Origin of the sequence: Brevundimonas viscosa (assembly GCF_900116065.1) — a bacterium.
In the GTDB taxonomy this organism is placed as follows: Bacteria; Pseudomonadota; Alphaproteobacteria; order Caulobacterales; family Caulobacteraceae; genus Brevundimonas; species Brevundimonas viscosa.
Genome location: NZ_FOZV01000001.1, coordinates 338257 through 356386 on the forward strand (window position 1 = coordinate 338257; position 18130 = coordinate 356386).

Consider the following 18130-nt stretch of genomic DNA (forward strand, 5'->3'; position numbering starts at 1 on the left):
GGTTCCCGGAGCGAAGAATGCGCCCGTCCCGCAGAATGTAAAGATTATGCGACGGATTGAAGTATGAAATTTAACAATGCCGGCGAGGGCCGCCGGATTGAGCCTTACCGGACGTTGCGCGTTCTTCCCCCGCCAGGGAGCAGCGCCTCGTGCAGAACCCCTTGAAGGAAAACCGGAAATGGCTCGTTGTCCGTGAGCGCGCCCTAGTTCCGGCCGGCGCACGGCTGCGCAGCTGGCGCGACTGGATCGTGGCGAACGACCCGGTTTACGCCGCGGCCCGTCGACCGGGCCGCGCGGAGAAGATCGCCGCCAGCGTGACCCTGGCGCTGATCGCCGCCGTCCTCCTGTTCCTCGCCTTCTTCGACTGGAACCTGCTGCGCGGCCCGATCGGGCGGTGGGCCTCCGAGCGCTATGATCGCCAGATCGAACTGAACGGTGATCTGGATGTCCATCTGTTCAGCTGGACGCCCTCGATGCAGGTGCGCGACGTCCGTATCGGCGGCCCCGACTGGGCCCGCGAACGCGACACGCTGCAGGTGGGCGACCTTCAGGCCTCGGTGCGCCTGCGCTCACTGTTCGCCGGCCGCATCGAGATGCCGCGGGTGGCCGTCGCCCGCGCGGAAGCGGTGCTGATCTCCACCGAGGACGGGCGCAGAAGCTGGGCCCTGAACCCCGACGCGCCCGACACTGGCGAGGGGCTGAAGCTGCCGCCGATCCAGCGGCTTATCATCCGCGACGGCCGCATCTCGCTGGACGAGCAGGGCCGGAACATCCGCCTCGAGGCGACCGTCGACGCCCGCGAGGGCACGGACGGAGAGGCGGGCTTCCGGCTCGAGGGCGAGGGCACGGTGAACGGCACGCCCCTGACCGTGCAGGTGCGCGGCGGCCCCTTCCTGAACGTCCGCCGCGACCGGCCCTATGGCTTCCAGGCCGAGGTGAACGGCGCAGGCACGCGCATGGTCGCCGACGGCTCCATCACCCGGCCGTTCGATCTCGGCCAGTTCACCGCCGAGTTGAGCCTGCGCGGACGCGACCTCGCCGACGTCTACCTGCTGACCGGCATCACCACGCCGAACACGCCGCCCTACCGCCTCGAAGGGCGGCTGACCCGCGACGACGCCCGCTTCACCTTCGCCGACTTCTCCGGGCGGGTCGGCTCCTCGGATCTGTCCGGAGACCTCGTCGTCGACAAGGCCGGGGACCGGCGCCGGGTCGAGGCGGACCTGCGGTCGCGCCTGCTGGACATCGACGACCTCGCGGCCGTCCTGGGCGCTGAAACCCGGGTGACCGGCGGCGGCGACAGCCGGGTCAGCTCCGGCCGCCCGGGCCGACTGCTCCCCGACGCGCCGCTGAACGTCGAGCGCCTGCGGGTCATGGACGGCGAGCTGCGCTACCGGGCGGCGCGGGTGAAGCGCAACACCCTGGATGTCCGCCAGGTCGACATCGGCGCGCAGCTGAAGTCGGGCGTGCTCGACCTCGACCCGATCGCCTTCACCTTCAACCGAGGCGAACTGCGCGGCACGGCGAAGATCAACGCGACCCGCGACACGCCCTACAGCGCCGTCGACCTGCGCCTGCGCGGCTATCCACTGGAGTCGATCATCCCGGCTCGCGGGGGCGCGCCGACGGTGAGCGGCAGCGCCCTGGGACGCGCCCGCCTCGAGGGCCCGGGCGCCTCGATCCGCGACTTCGCCGCCGGTTCGAAGGGCACGCTCAGCCTCGTCGTGCCGCAGGGCCGGATGCGCGCCGCCTTCGCCGAACTGCTCGGCATCAACGCCACGGCCGGCCTGTTCAAGCTGCTGGGCGGCGACCAATCGACCTCCGAGATCCGCTGCGCCGTGGCCAGCTTCGACGTCGCCGGCGGCACGGCGACAGCCCGGACCTTCGTCATCGACACCACCCCGGTGCTGGCCCGGGGGTCGGGCACGATCGACCTCGGCTCGGAGACCATGAACCTTCGCATCGACGGCGAGGCCAAGGAGGCGCGTCTGGTGCACCTGTGGTCCCCGATCACCGTCCAGGGCCCACTCACCCGGCCTCAGGTGGGCATCGAGGGCGGGGCGGTGGCCGGGCAGTTGGGCCTCGGAGCCGCGCTTGGGGCGCTGATCTCGCCGCTGGCCGCCCTGCTCCCCTTCGTCGACCCGGGTCTGGCCGAGGACGCCAATTGCGGCGCGCTGATCTCCTCGGCCCGCTGAGCGGTTGAGCCCGCGCCGGAATCCGTGCGAGGCGTGATCCTCTCGCCGCCCCCGGACGTAGGGATGCCATGACCCGAAGAGGCCTGTTCGCTCCCCTGCTCGGCGCCGCCGCGGCGGCCTGCTCGCCGCTCGGCCTGCTCAACAGCCTGGGCCCGCGCGACCGCGGCGCCGGCCGCGTGGCGCGGGACCTCGCCTATGGCTCCGACCCTCGCCAGCGACTGGACGTCTGGGCGCCCGAGGGGGCGGCCCCCGCCCGGGGCTGGCCGACGCTGGTCTTCTTCTACGGCGGCGGATGGGACAGCGGCGAGCGGGCCCTCTACGGCTGGGCCGCCCAGGCGCTGGCGGCGCAGGGCTTCGTGGTGGCGGTTCCCGACTACCGGCTGGTCCCCGGGGTGCATTTCCCCGCCTTCATCGAGGACGCCGCGGCGGCGGCGGCCCTCGCCGGTCGGATGGCCCCGGATCACGGCGGCGATCCCGCCCGGCTCGGCGTCATCGGCCACTCGGCCGGAGCCCATCTGGCCGCGATGATCGCCCTGGACCGCCGGTACATGGAGGCCGCCGGGGCGCCGGACCTGATCCGCGCCGCCGCCGGCCTGGCCGGGCCCTACGACTTCCTGCCGTTCGACGTGCCCGCCTCGGTCAACGCCTTCGGCCGCGCCGCCGACCCGACGCTGACCCAGCCGGTGGCCTTCGTCCGGCCGGACGCCCCGCCGCTGTGGCTCGGCCACGGCACGGCCGACCGGGTCGTCCACGCCGAGGACACGGTGATCCTCTGCGAGCGGATGCGCGCGGTCGGCGGCCAGTGCGAGGCCCGACTCTACGAGGGCCTGTCGCACGCCGACCTGATCGCGACCTTCTCGCCCCTGTTCCGCGACAAGGCCCCGGTGCTTGAGGACGCGACGGACTTCCTGCGCCGCGCCTTGGCCTGAGCCGCCGTCTCGCCAATGTCGTCGTCCTCCGTTAAGGGAGGCCATGACAGACACGATGACAGCACAGGCGGCGCTGGACCGCCTCGAAACCCTCTACCGCCAGTCGGTCGCCAACCTGCGCGCGGCGGTGAAGACCTTCCTCGACACCGGCGAACGCCCCCCCGCCGAGGCTCGCGCCCAGGGCCTGTTCGCCTATCCGGAGCTGCGCGTCAGCTGGTTCGGAGAGCGCCCGGCGCACCCGGCGACCCGCGCCTACGCGCGACTGTCGCGGCCGGGCATCTACGCCACCACCGTCACCCGGCCGGAGCTGTTCCGGCCCTATCTGACCGAGCAGCTGCGGCTGCTGGAGGCGGACTACGGCGCCACCTTCGACGTGCGCCCGTCCCAGCAGGAGATCCCCTTCCCCTATGTGCTGGATGGTTCGGACGTCAGTCTCGATCCATCGAACACCGCCGCCATCGCCCGGCACTTCCCGACCACCGACCTGGCCCACATCGGCGACGAGATCTCGGACGGCCTGTTCGACGTGGCCGAGGACTTTCCGCTGGCCCAGTTCGACGGCCTGCGCACCGACTTCTCCCTGGCCCGCCTGCGCCACTACACCGGGACCCCGGTGGAGCACGTCCAGTCGTACATTTTGTTCACCAATTACAACCGGTACGTCGACGAGTTCGTGCGCTGGGCGCTGGCCCAGCTGCAGGACCCGGACAGCGGCTACGACAGCCTGTCGACTCCGGGCGGGGTGATCGTGACCCGCGACACGCCCGATCCCGAGGCCGCCATCGCCGAGTCGGCCTGGAAGAAGCACCAGATGCCGGCCTACCACCTGACCGCGCCGGGCTGGAACGGGATCAGCCTGGTCAACATCGGCGTCGGCCCGTCCAACGCCAAGACCATCTGCGACCACCTGGCCGTCACCCGGCCGCACGCCTGGATGATGATCGGCCACTGCGGCGGGCTGCGCGACAGCCAGACGGTCGGGGACTATGTGCTGGCCCACGCCTATCTGCGCGACGACCATGTGCTGGACGCCGTGCTGCCCCCGGACATCCCGATCCCGTCGATCGCCGAAGTCCAGCGGGCCCTCTACGACGCCGCCAAGTCGGTCTCGGGCATGCCCGGCGAGGAGATCAAGCGACGGCTGCGCACCGGCACGGTGGTGACCACCGACGACCGGAACTGGGAGCTGCGCTATTCCAAATCGGCGCTGCGCTTCAACCAGAGCCGGGCCGTGGCGATCGACATGGAGAGCGCCACCATCGCCGCCCAGGGCTACCGCTTCCGGGTGCCGTACGGGACGCTGCTGTGCGTGTCGGACAAGCCGCTGCACGGCGAGATCAAGCTGCCGGGGCAGGCCCACCGCTTCTACGAGGGATCGATCTCCGAGCACCTGCAGATCGGCATCCAGGCCGTCGACCTGCTCCGCGCCGAGGGCGAGCGGCTCCACTCGCGCAAGCTGCGGGCCTTCGACGAGCCCCCGTTCCGGTAGGCGGATACAAGCGCCACATCGGCGGATGGATTTCCACTACATCGCAGGTGGAAAGAGAAGAAGGGCGATACAGCCGTTCAGGCCCGGCGCTGCAGCCGCCGGGCGTTGGCGGTCGCCGCCGCGTGGACAGGCTGGACAATGTCGGCCTGCAGCTTGAGCATGGCCGCCCCGAACGCCCAGCTGTCGCGGACCGCGCGGTTCCAGGCGCCGAGGGCCCACAGGCCCTGCGCGTTCAGGGCTTCCGCCGGGGTCGCGGCCGCGGTCATGGCCGTCAGCGCCTTGCGCGCCGCCGCGCGCTCGCGGGCGGCGATGCGCCCCGCCGCGTCCGCCGCCGCCATCACGCCCGAGGCGCCGACCGCCGCCGAGGCGGACAGGGCCTCGACCTTCTCGGATCCCATCAGGAGCAGTTCGGGATAGTCGGCCTTCAGGGGGTCGCGGACCGCCTCGGCCATGATCTCGAGACGGCGGGCGACGACGTCGCCGGAAGCCGCGATCAGCTCCTGACTGGCGCGATGGGTGCGGGCGGCGTGGCGGGCGTGGCTCATGCGAAGACCGTGCGCCGCGCCGATGGCTACGGCAAGACCTCGGCCGAGAACTCGGCCACGTCCTTCAGCAGGGCCGGGACCGCAGCGTCGATGATTTGCCGGCCCTTCTCCGGGCTGGCCTGCAGCGGGTCCGAGCCGATGCGGCCGTCGGGGAAGCGGGCGCGATAGTCGAGGGCGTCGCGGATCGGCCCCACCGGCGCGATCTTCGGCTCCATCACCGCCGTCTTGACCAGGTGCGGATAGGCGGCCTGGGTCACGGCGATCTCGGACGGCGTGGCGTGCATGCCGTGGCCGGTCGGAAACATCTGCGAACAGAAGGCGTGCACCCCCGGCAGGTCCCACCAGTTGCGCAGCTTCAGCGCGAAGGGCGGCCGCTCCTCGACGAAGCTCCATTCGGCGTAGATCTCGGCGAAGGTGGCCTCGATGGTGGCGACGTTGCCGCCGTGGCCGTTGAGGAAATAGATCCGCTCGAAGCCGTGGCGCCCCAGCGACGAGACCCAGTCGGTGATCGCGGCCATGAAGGTCGACGGCCGCAAGCTGATGGTCCCGGCGAAGGCCAGGTGATGCTGGGCCATGCCGATGTTGAAGGTCGGCGCCACCACCAGCGACCCGTCCTGCTTCTCGGCGGCGTGGGCGATGATCTCGGGGCACAGCCAGTCGGTGCCGAGCAGGCCCGTCGGCCCGTGCTGCTCGTTCGACCCGATCGGCACCACCACCGTCTTCGTGGTCTTCAGCCGCGCGTCGATCTCGGGCCAGGAGGAGAGGTGGATCAGCATGGGGAACTCCGGGTCACTGCGGTCGCCTCTACACCGCGGGCGACCTGAGGGCACCTAGCCCGGATCGCCGCCCGGCCCAAGCGGCAGCTTCCCCGCAGGAGAGGCGCGAGCTAACCTCTCGCGTGTGAGTTGTTGAGCGGCGGGGCGTCTGGATGACCATCAGGTGGAAGGCGGCGGCGGTCGCGCTTGTCACAGGGGCCTGGATCGGTCTGGCGGGGCCGGTCTCGGCGACCCCCCCGGCCCGCCAGCTCGTCCCGACCGACCCGTCGGTCCGGCAGGGCGTCCTGCCCAACGGCCTGCGATACGCCCTGATGCGCAACGACCGACCGGCCGGAGGGCTGTCGATCCGGCTGCGCTTCGACGTCGGCAGCTACGAGGAGCCCGAGGCCCATCGCGGCGTGGCCCACTTCCTCGAGCACATGGCCTTCAACGGCACGCGGAATCTGGCCGAAGGCGAACTGTCGCGCCGGTTCGCGGAAGCCGGCGTCGCATTCGGTCGCGACCAGAACGCCTCCACCTCCCTCTTCGCAACGACCTACAAACTGGACCTGCCCCGGGCGGACGAGGAAGCCCTGGACCTCGCGTTCGCTTGGCTGAGGGATGTCGGCGACGGGGTCCTGCTGACCGAGGCCGCCGTCGCCCGGGAACAGGGCGTCGTGCTGGCCGAATACAGCGCCCGCCTGGGCCCGGCCATGACCTGGTGGGAGGCCTACCAAGCCTTCGCCGCGCCGGAGGCCCGCAGCCTGGTCCGGCCGCCGATCGGCACGCCGGAAACGATCCGGGCGATCGACCGGACGGCGCTCGCAGCGTTCCATCGGGCCTGGTACCGGCCCGACAACGCCGTGCTGGTGGCGGTCGGCGACCTGCCGCTCGACGCGCTCGAGGACCGGGTGCGCCAGACCTTCGACGACTGGGCCGCGCCGACCGGGCCGATGACGCGGGCGCCGGCGACGCCCTTCGACCTCGAACGACCGCTCGACGTTCTGGTCTATCCCGACGCCGTCCTCGCGGCCAGCATCGGCCTTTGCCGGCTTTCGCCGTGGGCGAGCCTGGAACCTGACAGCCTTGAACGGCGCCGCACCCTCATCACCCGCGGTCTCTGGATGGGGATACTGAATCGCCGGCTCGAGTTGCTGAGCCAGGGCGTGGACGCCCCGTTTGCGGGGGCCGCGGTGGCCTGGTCGCCCTGGTCCCGCGAGGCCAACGCCCTGTGCCTGAACATGACCCCGGCCGTCGGCGGGGACTGGCGTGAAGGGCTCGTCACGGCGCTCGAGGAAGTCCGCCGACTGGAGACCCACGGGGTCGAGGATCGCGAGATCGCCCGCATCGTGGCGGCCCAGAAGAGCGCCAACGCCAGCGCGGTCGAGCAGGCCGAAGATCGCTACTCGCAGACCCTGGTCGACGCCCTGGCGTCCAGCCTTCCGCTTCACGGCCTCGATCCGGCCGGCTTCGTCAGCCCCCCGGAGACGGTCTCGATCTATGACCGGGTGGTGGCGGGCATCGACGCCGACCACATCCGCGCCGACTTCGCCGCGGCCTGGAACGCTTCCGATCCCCTGATTTCGGTGCGGATGCCTGAACCGCCCTCCGCCGAAAGCATCCGCGAGGTGTGGCGGGAGGTGATGGATGGACCGCCGCCGACAGCCCGCCCGTCCGCGGAGGCCGCCGCCGTGTGGGCCTATGCGAACTTCGGCCCCGCTGGCGCGATCGCCTCGCGCGAGATCGTTCCCACCCCCGGGTTCACAAGGGTCCGCTTCGAGAACGGCGTAATCCTGAACGTCAAGACGATCGGCCACACCCGGGATCTGGTCCAGGTGGCCGTGCAACTGGGCCACGGACGAAGCGGCGTGCCCGACGAGGACTACCAGATCGCGTCTCTCGGGGCCCACTTCGTCTACCGCGGCGGTCTGGGTCGACACAGCTTCCGGGAGATCCAGGAGCTCTTTCCCGATCGGAGGCTCAACCTGGGCGTTCAGATGGAGGCCGACGTCTTTCAGCTTCACGCCTCCACGCGGCCCGCCGATCTGGAGACCCAGCTGCAGCTGACGGCGGCGATGCTCACCGACCCCGGCTTCCGCGACGATTTCGCCGGGCAACGCAGACAGGCCGTCGACTTCCTTTACCGCGCCTATCGCACCCAGCCCGCCAGCGTCCTGTCGCTCGCCGTGCTCGAGGCCGTCGCACCGGGCAGTCCCCGCGGCTTGCCGGATCGGGAGTTCATGGAAGGCCTGACGGCCGCCGACTTCGAACGCCTCTATCGGCCCGTTCTCATCGAAGCGCCGCTGGAGGTCACCATCGTCGGGGACATGGCCGAAGACGACATTATCCGCCTCGCCGCGACGACCTTCGGCGCCTTGCCTCCGCGCAGTCGCGGCCCCGGGGCGGGCGGCGAAGCCTTTCTGCTGCGCTATGGCGACGCGCGGCCGATCGTCGATGCGATTCATGAGGGGGCGCCGGACCAGGCGGTCTTCATGGCCAGCTGGCCGCTGTTCGTCGCCGACCCCGCCCGTCGGCGGGAACAGCGGGCGCTGGAACTGCTGCGCACCATCCTTCAGGACAAGGTCCGCGACGAGGTGCGTGAGGCGCTCGGGGCCGCCTACAGTCCGGCGGTCCGCCTTAACTTCGAGGACGGCGGCGACCAGGGCGCCCTCAGCGTCCAGGTCGTCACCTCTCCCGGAGATGTCGAGCGGGTCCGCGAAGCGGTGCGTCGCGTGGTGGCCGCGAGCGCGGCGGGCCAGCTCAGCCAGGCGGACCTCGACAACGCCCGCGAGCCGATTCTGGCGCGGATCGACGACGACCGCGCCACGAACAGCTGGTGGTACCGGGTGCTCAACGGTTCGGCGCGCGATCCGCAGCAGCTGCAGGACGCCCTGGACTGGGAAGTCGACTATCGCGAGATGACGCTGGAGGAGGTGAAGTCGGCCGCCGCGACGTGGCTGGCGGGGCCCGCCATCGAAGGCGTGGCCGCGCGCCCGCGCGACGACTGAGCCTCGCCCCCGCAAGAGCTTCCCGCCCTGGCCGTTCGGATCGCGTCGGGGAAAGCGGCGGCACGGGTTGATCGGCCGACGCGTCCGTGCATTTCACGGGGTATGGAGAAACCCGCCAAACCCGCCGTCCTGACCATCCGCAACGCCAGGGTCGCGGATCTCGACGCCATCTCTGTCCTGGTCTCCAAGGTCTACAAGGACATGCCGGCGCTGACCCCGGGGATGTTGCGGGGCCAGATCGCAGCCTATCCGGACGGCCAGTTCGTCGTGGAGTACGAGGGCGAGATCGTCGGCTACGCCGCCGGCTTCCGTATCGACGAGGCGACAGCCATGTCGCCGCACACCTGGGGCCAGATCACCGGTGGCGGCTATGCGGCGCGCCACGATCCGCTGGGCGAGTGGTTCTACGGCATGGAGGTGTGCGTCGACCCCGACCGGCGGCGGCTGCGCATCGGCCAGCGGCTGTACGACGCGCGGCGCGACCTGTGCGAGGCGCAGAACCTCAAGGGCATCGTCTTCGGCGGGCGGATGCCGGGCCTGGCGCGGCGCAAGGCGGCCTATCCGGACGCGCGGGAGTATCTGGACGCGGTCACGGCCCGCAAGCTGAACGACCCGGTGATCGGCTTTCACATGCGCTCGGGCTTCGAGCCGATCGGGGTGCTGGAGAATTATCTGACCTCGGACACGGCCTCGATGGGCCATGCGGCGCACATGGTCTGGCGCAACCCCTACTATGCCGAGACGCACGGGCGGGGCGCGGCCTTCGCGGTCAAGGAGACCGTGCGGGTGGCGACGGTGCAGCTGCAGGCCCGCAAGGTCGCCAGCTTCGAGGAGTTCATCTCCAACGTCGAATATTTCGTCGACGTGACCTCGGACTACCGCTCGGACTTCGTGGTCTTCCCGGAGCTGTTCACGCTGCAGCTGCTGTCGCTGGAGTCCAAGAAGCTGACTCCGGTGGAGTCGATCGAGGCCCTGACCCGCTACACGCCGCGCTTCGTCGAGGCGCTGCGCAAGATGGCGGTCGAGTACAACATCAACATCATCGGCGGCTCGCACCCGACGCGGACCGGGGACGGGGACATCCAGAACGTCGCCTACGTCTTCCTGCGCGACGGCTCGGTGCACGAGCAGGAGAAGATCCACCCGACCCCGAACGAGCGCCACTGGTGGAACATCAAGGGCGGCGACCGGGTGCACGCCATCCCGACCGACTGCGGCCCGATCGGAGTGCTGATCTGCTACGACTCGGAGTTCCCGGAGCTGGCCCGGCGGCTGGTCGACGAGGGCGCGCGGCTGCTGTTCGTGCCATTCTGCACCGACAACCGGCAGGGCTATCTGCGGGTGCGCTACTGCTCGGCGGCGCGGGCCATCGAGAACCAGTGCTACGTCACCCTGTCGGGCAATGTCGGCAATCTGCCGAACGTCGAGAACATGGACGTCCAGTACGCCCAGTCCTGCATCCTGACGCCGTGCGACTTTCCGTTCGCGCGGGACGGCGTGGCGGCCGAGGCCAGCGAGAACGTCGAGACGGTGACGGTGGCCGATCTCGACCTGTCGGACCTGGCGTGGGCCAAGTCGCAGGGCACGGTCCGCAACCTGCGCGACCGCCGCTTCGACCTGTACAAGACGGTGTGGTCGGACGGGGGCTGAGGTCCGAAAGTCCGCGCCCGTCTGTCCGGCGGCGAGGCCCGACCCTGGCGTTCCCCAACCCGGCCCAACAGGAAAGCCGATGGCCCGACCTGCTCCCAAGACCCGCCCCGGGCGCCCGAAAGCCGCCGCGCCCAAACGCCCCGCCGTCCTCACCGGCCCCATGGTCCCGGTGCTGCGCTGGCCGCCGGACGAGGATCGGGTGCGGGCGATCTTCGCGCGCCTGGCGGGGGTGATGCCCGATCCGAAGACCGAGCTGAACTGGACCAGCCCCTTCACCCTCGTGGTCGCCGTCGCCCTGTCGGCCCAGGCCACCGACGTCGGCGTCAACCGGGCCACCGACCGGCTGTTCAAGGTCGCCGACACCCCGGCGAAGATGCTGGCGCTGGGGGAGGAGGGGCTGATCCCCTACATCTCCTCGATCGGCCTCTACCGGAACAAGGCGAGGAACGTCATCGCCCTCAGCCGCATCGTGCTGGAGCAGCATGGCGGCGAGGTCCCGATGACCCGCGAGGCGCTGCAGGCCCTGCCCGGCGTCGGCCGCAAGACCGCCAGCGTGGTGCTCAACGAACTCGGCGTCGAGCCGGCCATCGCCGTCGACACCCATGTGTTCCGGGTCTCGCACCGGCTGGGACTGGCCAACGCTTCGACCCCCGACAAGGTCGAGGCCCAGCTGCACGAGGTCGTTCCGGCGGACTGGCTGCCCAAGGCCCACCACTGGCTGATCCTGCACGGCCGCTACGTCTGCACGGCGCGAAAGCCGAAGTGCAGCGCGTGCGTGATCAGCGACCTGTGCCCGTCGCGGGCCGGATTGCAGGCGCTGGGCGAGGCTGCCTAGAGGCGCGCCTTCACCGCCTGCGCGAACCGCGCCCCGCCCTGCGGCGCGGAGCCGAGATAGAAGTCCGGCTCGATCAGTTCGGCCTCCATCAGCAGCCACTCCCCGTCGGGCCCCTGCGCCATGTCGATGCGGGCGTAGAGCAGGTCCTCGTCGATGGCCGCCAGCGTCGCCCGGGCCAGTTCCAGCGCCCCCGGCGGCGGCTCGGCCAGGGCGACGTAGCGGCCGCCGAACTGGGTCTGGATGCGGAACTCGCCCGCCGCCGGCCGCTTGTTGACCACGTGGCTGAGGGCGCCGCCGAAGAACAGCAGGCTGGTCTCGCCTTCGCTCTCGATCGACGGCAGATAGGGCTGGACCATGGCCGGCTCGTCCGGAGCGTCGGCCAGCCGGTCGCCGCGCGACAGGCGCAGGGTCTTCCACGCCCCGCCCGACACGCGCGGCTTGACGATGAGGGTCTCGGCGCCCAGCCGGTCGAAGGCGGCGTCGACATCGGCCTGTGCGACCGCCTCGACCCAGATCGTCTCCGGGACGGCCACGCCCTTCTCCGCCAGCCGGCCGAGGTAGGACTTGTCCGAATTCCACGCCAGCACCGACGGCGGATTCAGCATCCGCACGCCCGCCGCCTGCCACGTAGCGCAGGCCTGCAGCCAGCGATCGTGATCGCGGTGATAGCCCCAGGCGATCAGCGGCAGGACCAGCGGAAAGCCGCGCAGGCCGGAGGCGTCCTCCACGTGCGCGGTCCACGGGTTCGGCCGCGCCGCCAGCCCCGCCGTCGCCAGCGCCTCCGAGAGGCGCTCCAGCACGCCCGGCCACTGGCCGGCGAAGGACGGGTCGGCGGGATCGGGGGTGAGGACGGCGATCTCGGTCACAGGGCGCTCCGGTTGGACAGCCCTGCCATATAAGGACATCGTTATATGTCCAGCGGAAAGGCTGGCGCGGGCCGGTCCCAGCCGCTAAGGGCCCGCCATGACCCAAGCTCCAGCTCCCGCCGCCTTCGACGTCTGCGCCGTCGGCAACGCCATCGTCGACGTCCTCGCCCCCTGCGACCCCGCCTTCCTCGCGGCCCAGGGGCTGACCCCCGGCTCGATGCAGCTGGTCGACGCCGACCGCAGCGCCGCCCTCTACGCCGCCATGGCCGCCGGGGTCGAGGCGTCGGGCGGTTCGGCCGGCAACACCGTGGCCGGCGTCGGCAGCTTCGGCGGCCGCGCCGCCTACATCGGCAAGGTCGCCGACGACCAGCTGGGCGGGGTCTTCACCCACGACATCCACGCCGTCGGCGTCCACTTCGCCACCCCGCCGCTGGCGGATGCGGCCACCGGCGTGTGCATGATCAACGTCACGCCGGACGGTCAGCGCACCATGTGCACCTTCCTCGGCGCCGCCAACCAGCTGACCGTCGCCGACGTGGATGCGGACCTGATCGGGGGCTCGCAGATCGTCTATCTCGAGGGCTATCTGTTCGACCCGGCCCCGGCGCGCGCCGCCTTCGAGGCGGCGGCCGCCGCCGCCCACGCCGCCGGCCGGAAGGTCGCCATCACCCTGTCCGACAGCTTCGTCGTCCACCGCTGGCGCGCCGAACTGCTGCAGTTCATCGAGGCTTCGGCCGACATCGTCCTGGCCAACGAGGCCGAGCTTCACGCCCTGTTCGAGACCGAGGACTTCGACCACGCCGCCGCCCACCTCGGTCGCATCGTCGACATCGCCGCGGTGACGCGGGGCGCCAAGGGGTCGGTGGTGTTCGGCGACGGCGGAGCGGAGCGGGTCGAGGTCGCCGCCTGCCCGGTCGACAAGGTGGTCGACACCACCGGCGCCGGCGACCAGTACGCCGCCGGGTTCCTGCTGGGCCTCGCCCGCGGCCTGTCGCTGGAGGACGCCGGCAAGCTCGGCTCGCTGGCGGCCGCCGAGGTCATCGCGCACTGGGGGCCGCGGCCCATGACGTCGCTGGAGAAGCTGGCGCAGGACGCGGGGCTGAGGCTCACCCCCGCCTGATCGTCACGTAGAGCGCCCCGTCGCCGCCGTGGTGGCGGGCGGCGGGAGCGAAGCCGGACACCACGCCGCGCAGCGCGGGAGCCTGCAGCCATTCGTGGACCGAGGCGCGGATCACGCCCGAGCCGCCGCGCCGGCCCTGGCCGGTGATCACCAGCACCGCCCGATAGCCCCGCGCCTGCGCCCCCAGCAGGAAGGCGGTCAGGGCGTCCTGGGCCTGGAAACGGCCGTAGCCGTGCAGGTCGATGCGCGCCTCGATGGGATCCCGCTCGCGCGACAGGCGACGCTGGCGGCGCGGCTCCAGTTCCTCGGGATGGCCGCGGACGCGGTGCGTCGGCGGCGCGGTGGCCGGCAGGGCGACCGACGCGGGCCGCATCGGCGTCCTGGCGGGCGGCGCGGCGGTCCGCGGGACGGGCGGCGTCTCGCCCGGCGCGGCGAGCGCGATGCGGGGGGCCTTGCTCGGCTTCGCCGGCGTGACCGTGCCGGTCACCCGGGCCCAGATGCGGCGATCCTCCGGCGTGAGGTCGTCGCGGCGGCTCATTTCGAGCCCGGATCGTTCCCGTCGAGGTCTTCGTCGGAGCCCGGATCCTGGGGCCCGGGCGCCCAGACCAGCAGGTCGCCGGGCTGGCAGTTCAGTTCGCGGCACAGGGCGTCGAGCGTGGTGAAGCGGATGGCCCGCGCCTTGCCGGTCTTCAGGATCGACAGATTGGCCAGGGTCACGCCGACGCGGTCCGCCAGCTCGGTGAGCGACATGCGGCGTTCGAGAAGGATGCGGTCGAGCTGGACGCGGATGGCCATGGCAAGTTCTCTATACCGGCGCCGGGCGGGTCGGAAGGCGGCGGCTCAGATGGTGAGTTCGGATTCGCGGCGGAGGCGGGCGCCTTCACGGAACACCTGGGCCAGCACGAAGACGACCAGCACGGAGAACGCCGGGGTGACGAGATCAAACAGGCTGGGCGGCTCCAGCGCCCCGCGCACCAGCCGGGACACCAGCGTCTGGCCGATCCAGGCGCCGCCGGTGACGGTGGCCAGGGTCAGTCCGATCTGCTTCAGCCGGCTGACATTGTCGGGGTGGAAGGGATCGCCGATCCGCAGGGTGTGCACCATGGCCCGCAGATTGCGCAGGATCAGGGCGAAGCCGCCGAGGTAGGCGATGATGGCGCCGAGGGCGAACAGGACGTAGGCGCGGGGCACGGGCACGCTGGTGCCCTCGTCGCCGGCGGTGACGGTCAGGCCGAGCGGGCCGAGCGGCACGAAGGTGGTGAAGATGAAGGCCAGGACCACCGCGCAGGTGGCGATCGCCAGGGCCCAGAAGGCGGCCCCGAGGGCGACGCCGAGCAGGCGGGTGATGGGTCCGGGGCCCAGCGCCGGCAGGGCGGCGGTCCGGACGGAAGGCAGGCGGATCCCGAGCGATGACGTCTTCGGGAAGCGCATGGGCGTGTGGCCTCTCAGGCCGGAAGTCGGGGCGCGATCGCCGCGCGGGGTCCGGCGAACCCTCGCGCGGTCTTATTCATCGCGTTTGTCATGCAGATCGTCAAAGCTCCTGCGATGGCCAGCAGGAAGATCACAGAAACTGGACGATCGTGGCGACCAGGGCGGTCGGCATGGCGGCGAGCAGGAAGGCGTTCAGAATGCCGTGGCCGACCTTTTCGATGAAGTAGGAAGCGTTCATGGTGTGCATCGTCTTTCTCCGTCAGTCCTGAGAAGGGGCGTTTTTGCCCCGGTTGTCCGTTACCGCTGCAATGATCGTCCGGCTTTGCCTTGGATCAAGGAACGGCGCGGCCTCCGTTCGTGAGATAATAGATAGACCCTGCCCCGCGGAAAATCACGTTACATATCGTTTAACGATATTAAACTTGTGCAATGAAACGTAACAGCGACGCCTGAGGCCAGAATGTTGAAGCTTGTCAAAGGGATGCGGCTCGTGGCCGCGACCCACAATGCCGGCAAGGCGCGCGAGATCGAGGCGCTGCTGGACGGACATTACGCGGTGGTCACCGCCGGGAGCCTGAATCTGCCCGAGCCTGACGAAACCGAGACCACCTTCGCCGGCAACGCCCTGCTGAAGGCCCGCCACGCCGCCGATCGCTCCGGCGAGGTGGCGCTGGCCGATGACTCCGGCCTGTCCGTGGCGGCGTTGGGCGGCGCCCCGGGCATCTTCTCGGCGCGCTGGGCCGGGCCGGACAAGGACTTCGCCCACGCCATGCGCCGGGTCGAGGAGCGGCTGGAGGAGACCGGCTCCGACGATCGGCGAGCGTGGTTCACCTCGGCCCTGGCGGTGGCCTGGCCCGACGGTCCGGCGGTGGTGGTCGAGGGCCGCGTCGACGGAACCCTGACCTTCCCGCCGCGCGGAGAGCGCGGCTTCGGCTACGACCCGATCTTCGTTGCGGACGGCCATGGAGAGACCTTCGGCGAGATGGACCCGGCGCTGAAGGATTCGATCAGTCACCGGGCGCGGGCGTTCGCGAAGCTGAGAGCGGCCCTGATGGAGGGGTGATGGGTGGTTGGTGACTGGTGGCTGGTGGCTGGTGGATAGTTGTTCATGCCCGGGTCGACCCCGAAGCGCCGGCTCCGCCTTCAGAACACCACCGTCGCCAATCACCAGCCGCCAATCACCAGCCACCAGCCGCCGCGCCCTCCCATGCCCTCCCACCCCGCCAGCGACGTCGCCCTCTACGTCCACTGGCCGTACTGCAGCCGCATCTGCCCCTACTGCGACTTCAACGTCGTGCGCGACCGGGGGCGCGTGGAGGAACAGGCGCGGCTGGCGGAGGCCATCCTCCGGGACCTGGAGGCCCAGGCGGCCCTGACGGGGTCGCGACGGCTGGCCTCGGTCTTCTTCGGCGGCGGCACGCCGTCGCTGATGGACCCGGCGGCCGTGGCGGCCGTCGTCGCCCGCGCCCGGTCCCTGTTTCCGTCCACCGGCGACATCGAGATCAGCCTCGAGGCCAATCCGACCGACGCCGAGGCCGACCGCTTCGCCGCCCTGGCCGCCGCGGGGGTCAATCGCCTGTCGATGGGGGTGCAGGCGCTGGACGACGACGCCCTCGCCCGTCTCGGTCGCAACCATTCCGCCGACGAGGCGCGCCGGGCCGTGGCGGTGGCCGCCCGCGCCTTCCCGCGCCTGTCCATCGACCTGATCTACGCCCGCCCGGGCCAGACCGTGGCCGCCTGGACCGCCGAGCTGCGCGAGGCGCTCGACCTCGGCTTCGAGCACGTCTCGCCCTACCAGCTGACCATCGAGCCCGAGACCGCCTTCGGCCGCGCCTTCCGGCGGGGGACCCTGGTTCCGCCCGACGAGGACCTGGCCGCCGCTCTGTATGAGACCACCCAGACGGTGCTCAAGGCCGCCGGCTTCGAGGCCTACGAGGTCTCCAACCACGCCCGCGGGATCGCCGCCCGCTCGGCCCACAACCTCCATGTCTGGCGCGGCGGCGACTATCTCGGCGTCGGCCCCGGCGCGCATGGCCGCCTGACCCTCGACGGGACGCGAACCGCCACCGTCGCCTGCCGGGGCATCTCCGACTACATCGCCGGCGTCGCGGCCGGGACGCCGTGGAGCGAGCGAACGGCCCTGTCGCCGGCCGAGGCCGCCGAGGAGCGGGTGCTGCTCGGCCTGCGCACCGTGGAGGGTGCGGCGCTGGCCGATCTTGAGACGCTGGGCCGTAGTCCGGATCGGGCACCGCTGGCGGATCTGCTGGCCGACGGATTCCTCGTCCGCACCGGCCGCCGGGTCGCCGCCACGGCGCGCGGTCGCCCGGTGCTCGACGGCGTCCTGAAGGCGCTGCTGACCTGACGCGCTCTTCCCGCCCTTGAGTGCGCCCCCCCCGGCTGGCACGGTCCCGCCGATGCCCGACGCCGCTGTCTTCCCGCCGACCGTTCCCCCGCCGCGTCCGGTGGAGCCGGGGCTTTACCTGGTGGCGACGCCGATCGGAAACCTGCGCGACATGACCCTGCGGGCGCTCGACGTGCTCGCCGCGGCCGATCTGGTGCTGGCCGAGGACACGCGCGTCACGGCCAAGCTGCTGTCGGCCTACGGCCTCAAGGCGAAGCTGGAGCGCTGCGACGACCACGCCGCGGCCCGCGCCGCCGAACTGGCGGTCGAGCGGCTGAAGGAAGGGGCGGTGGTCGCCCTGGTGTCCGACGCCGGCACGCCCATGGTCTCCGATCCCGGCTTCGTGGTGGCGCGCGCCGCCATCGCCGAGGGCCTGCCGGTGCATCCGGTTCCGGGCGCGTCCAGCCTGCTGGCCGCCCTGTGCATCGCCGGCCTGCCCGCCGACCGGGTGCTGTTCGCCGGCTTCCTGCCGCCGAAGTCCGGGGCCCGGAGGACGACGCTGGAGGAGCTGCGTCCCGGCCGTCAGACGCTGGTCTTCTTCGAGAGCGGCCCGCGGCTGGCCGACAGCCTGACCGACATGGCGGCCGTGCTCGGCCCCCGCCCGGCCGCCGTCGCCCGCGAGCTGACCAAGCTCTACGAGGAATGCGTGCGCGGGACGCTGGCCGAGCTCGCCGCCGACCCACGCTGTCAGGCGCCCAGGGGCGAAATCGTGATCGTGGTCGGGCCGGGCGAGGCCGAGGTCGCCTCCGAGGCCGACGCCGACGCGGCGCTGTCGGAAGCATTGACCCGTCTGCCGCCGGGCGAGGCGGCGGCGGAGGTGTCGAAGGCGCTCAACCTGCCCCGCAAGCCGCTGTACCGCCGGGCCCTGGAGTTGCAGGGCCGGTGAGCTCCGCCCGGCCCGCGCCG

16 protein-coding genes are annotated in these 18130 nt (G+C 71.4%); 10 read left to right on the top strand and 6 right to left on the bottom strand.

The features are described from left to right. Window positions 1-149 precede the first annotated feature (149 nt). The 3 genes from BM333_RS01660 (at window position 150) to BM333_RS01670 (ending at window position 4613) form a co-directional block, all read left to right on the top strand. The gene (locus tag BM333_RS01660; RefSeq protein WP_092306628.1) at window positions 150-2195 is read left to right on the top strand and encodes an AsmA family protein; all 2046 of its coding nucleotides are present in this window, start codon (window positions 150-152) and stop codon (window positions 2193-2195) included. Window positions 2196-2263: 68 nt separating this feature from the next. Next, a complete protein-coding gene (locus BM333_RS01665; protein WP_092306630.1) occupies window positions 2264-3124 on the top strand; it encodes an alpha/beta hydrolase in 861 nt (286 codons plus the stop codon). Window positions 3125-3167: 43 nt separating this feature from the next. Beyond that, complete coding sequence (locus tag BM333_RS01670; RefSeq protein ID WP_092306632.1) at window positions 3168-4613, top strand: AMP nucleosidase; 1446 nt, start codon at window positions 3168-3170, stop codon at window positions 4611-4613. A 77-nt stretch (window positions 4614-4690) separates the two neighbouring features. On the opposite strand, the gene BM333_RS15850 is transcribed toward BM333_RS01670, so the two are convergent. Further along, the gene (locus BM333_RS15850; protein ID WP_092306634.1) at window positions 4691-5158 is read right to left on the bottom strand and encodes a hypothetical protein; all 468 of its coding nucleotides are present in this window, start codon (window positions 5156-5158) and stop codon (window positions 4691-4693) included. Window positions 5159-5184: 26 nt separating this feature from the next. After that, window positions 5185-5934, bottom strand: a complete 750-nt coding sequence (locus BM333_RS01680; RefSeq protein ID WP_092306636.1) for a creatininase family protein — start codon at window positions 5932-5934, stop codon at window positions 5185-5187. 152 nt (window positions 5935-6086) lie between these two features. On the opposite strand from BM333_RS01680, the gene BM333_RS01685 reads away from it, so the two are divergent. From BM333_RS01685 to nth, 3 genes are all read left to right on the top strand, one after another. Then, window positions 6087-8921: a M16 family metallopeptidase gene (locus BM333_RS01685; protein WP_092306638.1), complete on the top strand. Its 2835-nt coding sequence runs from the start codon at window positions 6087-6089 to the stop codon at window positions 8919-8921. Between the two features lie 102 nt (window positions 8922-9023). Continuing rightward, window positions 9024-10571, top strand: coding sequence for a bifunctional GNAT family N-acetyltransferase/carbon-nitrogen hydrolase family protein (locus BM333_RS01690; RefSeq protein WP_092306640.1), 1548 nt, complete (start codon window positions 9024-9026; stop codon window positions 10569-10571). 79 nt (window positions 10572-10650) lie between these two features. After that, window positions 10651-11406, top strand: coding sequence for an endonuclease III (gene nth / locus BM333_RS01695; protein ID WP_092306642.1), 756 nt, complete (start codon window positions 10651-10653; stop codon window positions 11404-11406). Here nth and BM333_RS01700 read toward each other — a convergent pair. Then, entirely contained in the window at window positions 11403-12272 is an 870-nt protein-coding gene (locus BM333_RS01700) for an ATP-grasp domain-containing protein (protein ID WP_092306644.1), read from the bottom strand. The genes nth and BM333_RS01700 overlap by 4 nt on opposite strands. 97 nt (window positions 12273-12369) lie before the next feature. On the opposite strand from BM333_RS01700, the gene BM333_RS01705 reads away from it, so the two are divergent. After that, window positions 12370-13392 carry an adenosine kinase gene (locus BM333_RS01705; RefSeq protein ID WP_092306646.1) on the top strand — a complete coding sequence of 341 codons (1023 nt, stop codon included), beginning with the start codon at window positions 12370-12372 and terminating at the stop codon, window positions 13390-13392. On the opposite strand, the gene BM333_RS01710 is transcribed toward BM333_RS01705, so the two are convergent. Genes BM333_RS01710 through BM333_RS01720 form a run of 3 tightly spaced genes read right to left on the bottom strand, consistent with a single transcriptional unit; the run spans window position 13379 to window position 14823 of the window. Next, complete coding sequence (locus BM333_RS01710) at window positions 13379-13930, bottom strand: Smr/MutS family protein (protein WP_092306648.1); 552 nt, start codon at window positions 13928-13930, stop codon at window positions 13379-13381. The two genes, BM333_RS01705 and BM333_RS01710, sit on opposite strands and share 14 nt — an antisense overlap. Continuing rightward, window positions 13927-14187 (bottom strand): helix-turn-helix domain-containing protein, encoded by a 261-nt coding sequence (locus BM333_RS01715; protein ID WP_092306650.1) that lies wholly within the window; start codon window positions 14185-14187, stop codon window positions 13927-13929. The genes BM333_RS01710 and BM333_RS01715 overlap by 4 nt, the downstream gene beginning before the upstream one ends. Window positions 14188-14232: 45 nt before the next feature. Beyond that, the gene (locus tag BM333_RS01720; RefSeq protein ID WP_245777106.1) at window positions 14233-14823 is read right to left on the bottom strand and encodes a DUF2975 domain-containing protein; all 591 of its coding nucleotides are present in this window, start codon (window positions 14821-14823) and stop codon (window positions 14233-14235) included. Between the two features lie 460 nt (window positions 14824-15283). Here BM333_RS01720 and rdgB point away from each other — a divergent pair, with 460 nt between their 5' ends. The 3 genes from rdgB (at window position 15284) to rsmI (ending at window position 18110) form a co-directional block, all read left to right on the top strand. Continuing rightward, window positions 15284-15886 carry an RdgB/HAM1 family non-canonical purine NTP pyrophosphatase gene (rdgB, locus tag BM333_RS01725; RefSeq protein ID WP_092306652.1) on the top strand — a complete coding sequence of 201 codons (603 nt, stop codon included), beginning with the start codon at window positions 15284-15286 and terminating at the stop codon, window positions 15884-15886. 144 nt (window positions 15887-16030) lie between these two features. Then, window positions 16031-17185 (top strand): radical SAM family heme chaperone HemW, encoded by a 1155-nt coding sequence (gene hemW, locus BM333_RS01730; RefSeq protein ID WP_092307557.1) that lies wholly within the window; start codon window positions 16031-16033, stop codon window positions 17183-17185. A 52-nt stretch (window positions 17186-17237) separates the two neighbouring features. Further along, window positions 17238-18110, top strand: a complete 873-nt coding sequence (gene rsmI / locus BM333_RS01735) for a 16S rRNA (cytidine(1402)-2'-O)-methyltransferase (protein ID WP_092306654.1) — start codon at window positions 17238-17240, stop codon at window positions 18108-18110. Window positions 18111-18130: the final 20 nt, after the last annotated feature.

Bases quoted from the DNA above. Each gene is read 5' to 3' on its own strand.
- rsmI (WP_092306654.1), top strand. From the start codon at position 17,238: ATGCCCGACGCCGCTGTCTTCCCGCCGACCGTTCCCCCGCCGCGTCCG.
- BM333_RS01710 (WP_092306648.1), bottom strand. From the start codon at position 13,930: ATGAGCCGCCGCGACGACCTCACGCCGGAGGATCGCCGCATCTGGGCC.
- BM333_RS01685 (WP_092306638.1), top strand. From the start codon at position 6,087: ATGACCATCAGGTGGAAGGCGGCGGCGGTCGCGCTTGTCACAGGGGCC.
- nth (WP_092306642.1), top strand. From the start codon at position 10,651: ATGGCCCGACCTGCTCCCAAGACCCGCCCCGGGCGCCCGAAAGCCGCC.
- BM333_RS01720 (WP_245777106.1), bottom strand. From the start codon at position 14,823: ATGCGCTTCCCGAAGACGTCATCGCTCGGGATCCGCCTGCCTTCCGTC.
- BM333_RS01715 (WP_092306650.1), bottom strand. From the start codon at position 14,187: ATGGCCATCCGCGTCCAGCTCGACCGCATCCTTCTCGAACGCCGCATG.
- BM333_RS01665 (WP_092306630.1), top strand. From the start codon at position 2,264: ATGACCCGAAGAGGCCTGTTCGCTCCCCTGCTCGGCGCCGCCGCGGCG.
- rdgB (WP_092306652.1), top strand. From the start codon at position 15,284: ATGTTGAAGCTTGTCAAAGGGATGCGGCTCGTGGCCGCGACCCACAAT.
- BM333_RS01680 (WP_092306636.1), bottom strand. From the start codon at position 5,934: ATGCTGATCCACCTCTCCTCCTGGCCCGAGATCGACGCGCGGCTGAAG.
- BM333_RS01705 (WP_092306646.1), top strand. From the start codon at position 12,370: ATGACCCAAGCTCCAGCTCCCGCCGCCTTCGACGTCTGCGCCGTCGGC.
- BM333_RS01670 (WP_092306632.1), top strand. From the start codon at position 3,168: ATGACAGACACGATGACAGCACAGGCGGCGCTGGACCGCCTCGAAACC.
- hemW (WP_092307557.1), top strand. From the start codon at position 16,031: ATGCCCTCCCACCCCGCCAGCGACGTCGCCCTCTACGTCCACTGGCCG.
- BM333_RS15850 (WP_092306634.1), bottom strand. From the start codon at position 5,158: ATGAGCCACGCCCGCCACGCCGCCCGCACCCATCGCGCCAGTCAGGAG.
- BM333_RS01690 (WP_092306640.1), top strand. From the start codon at position 9,024: ATGGAGAAACCCGCCAAACCCGCCGTCCTGACCATCCGCAACGCCAGG.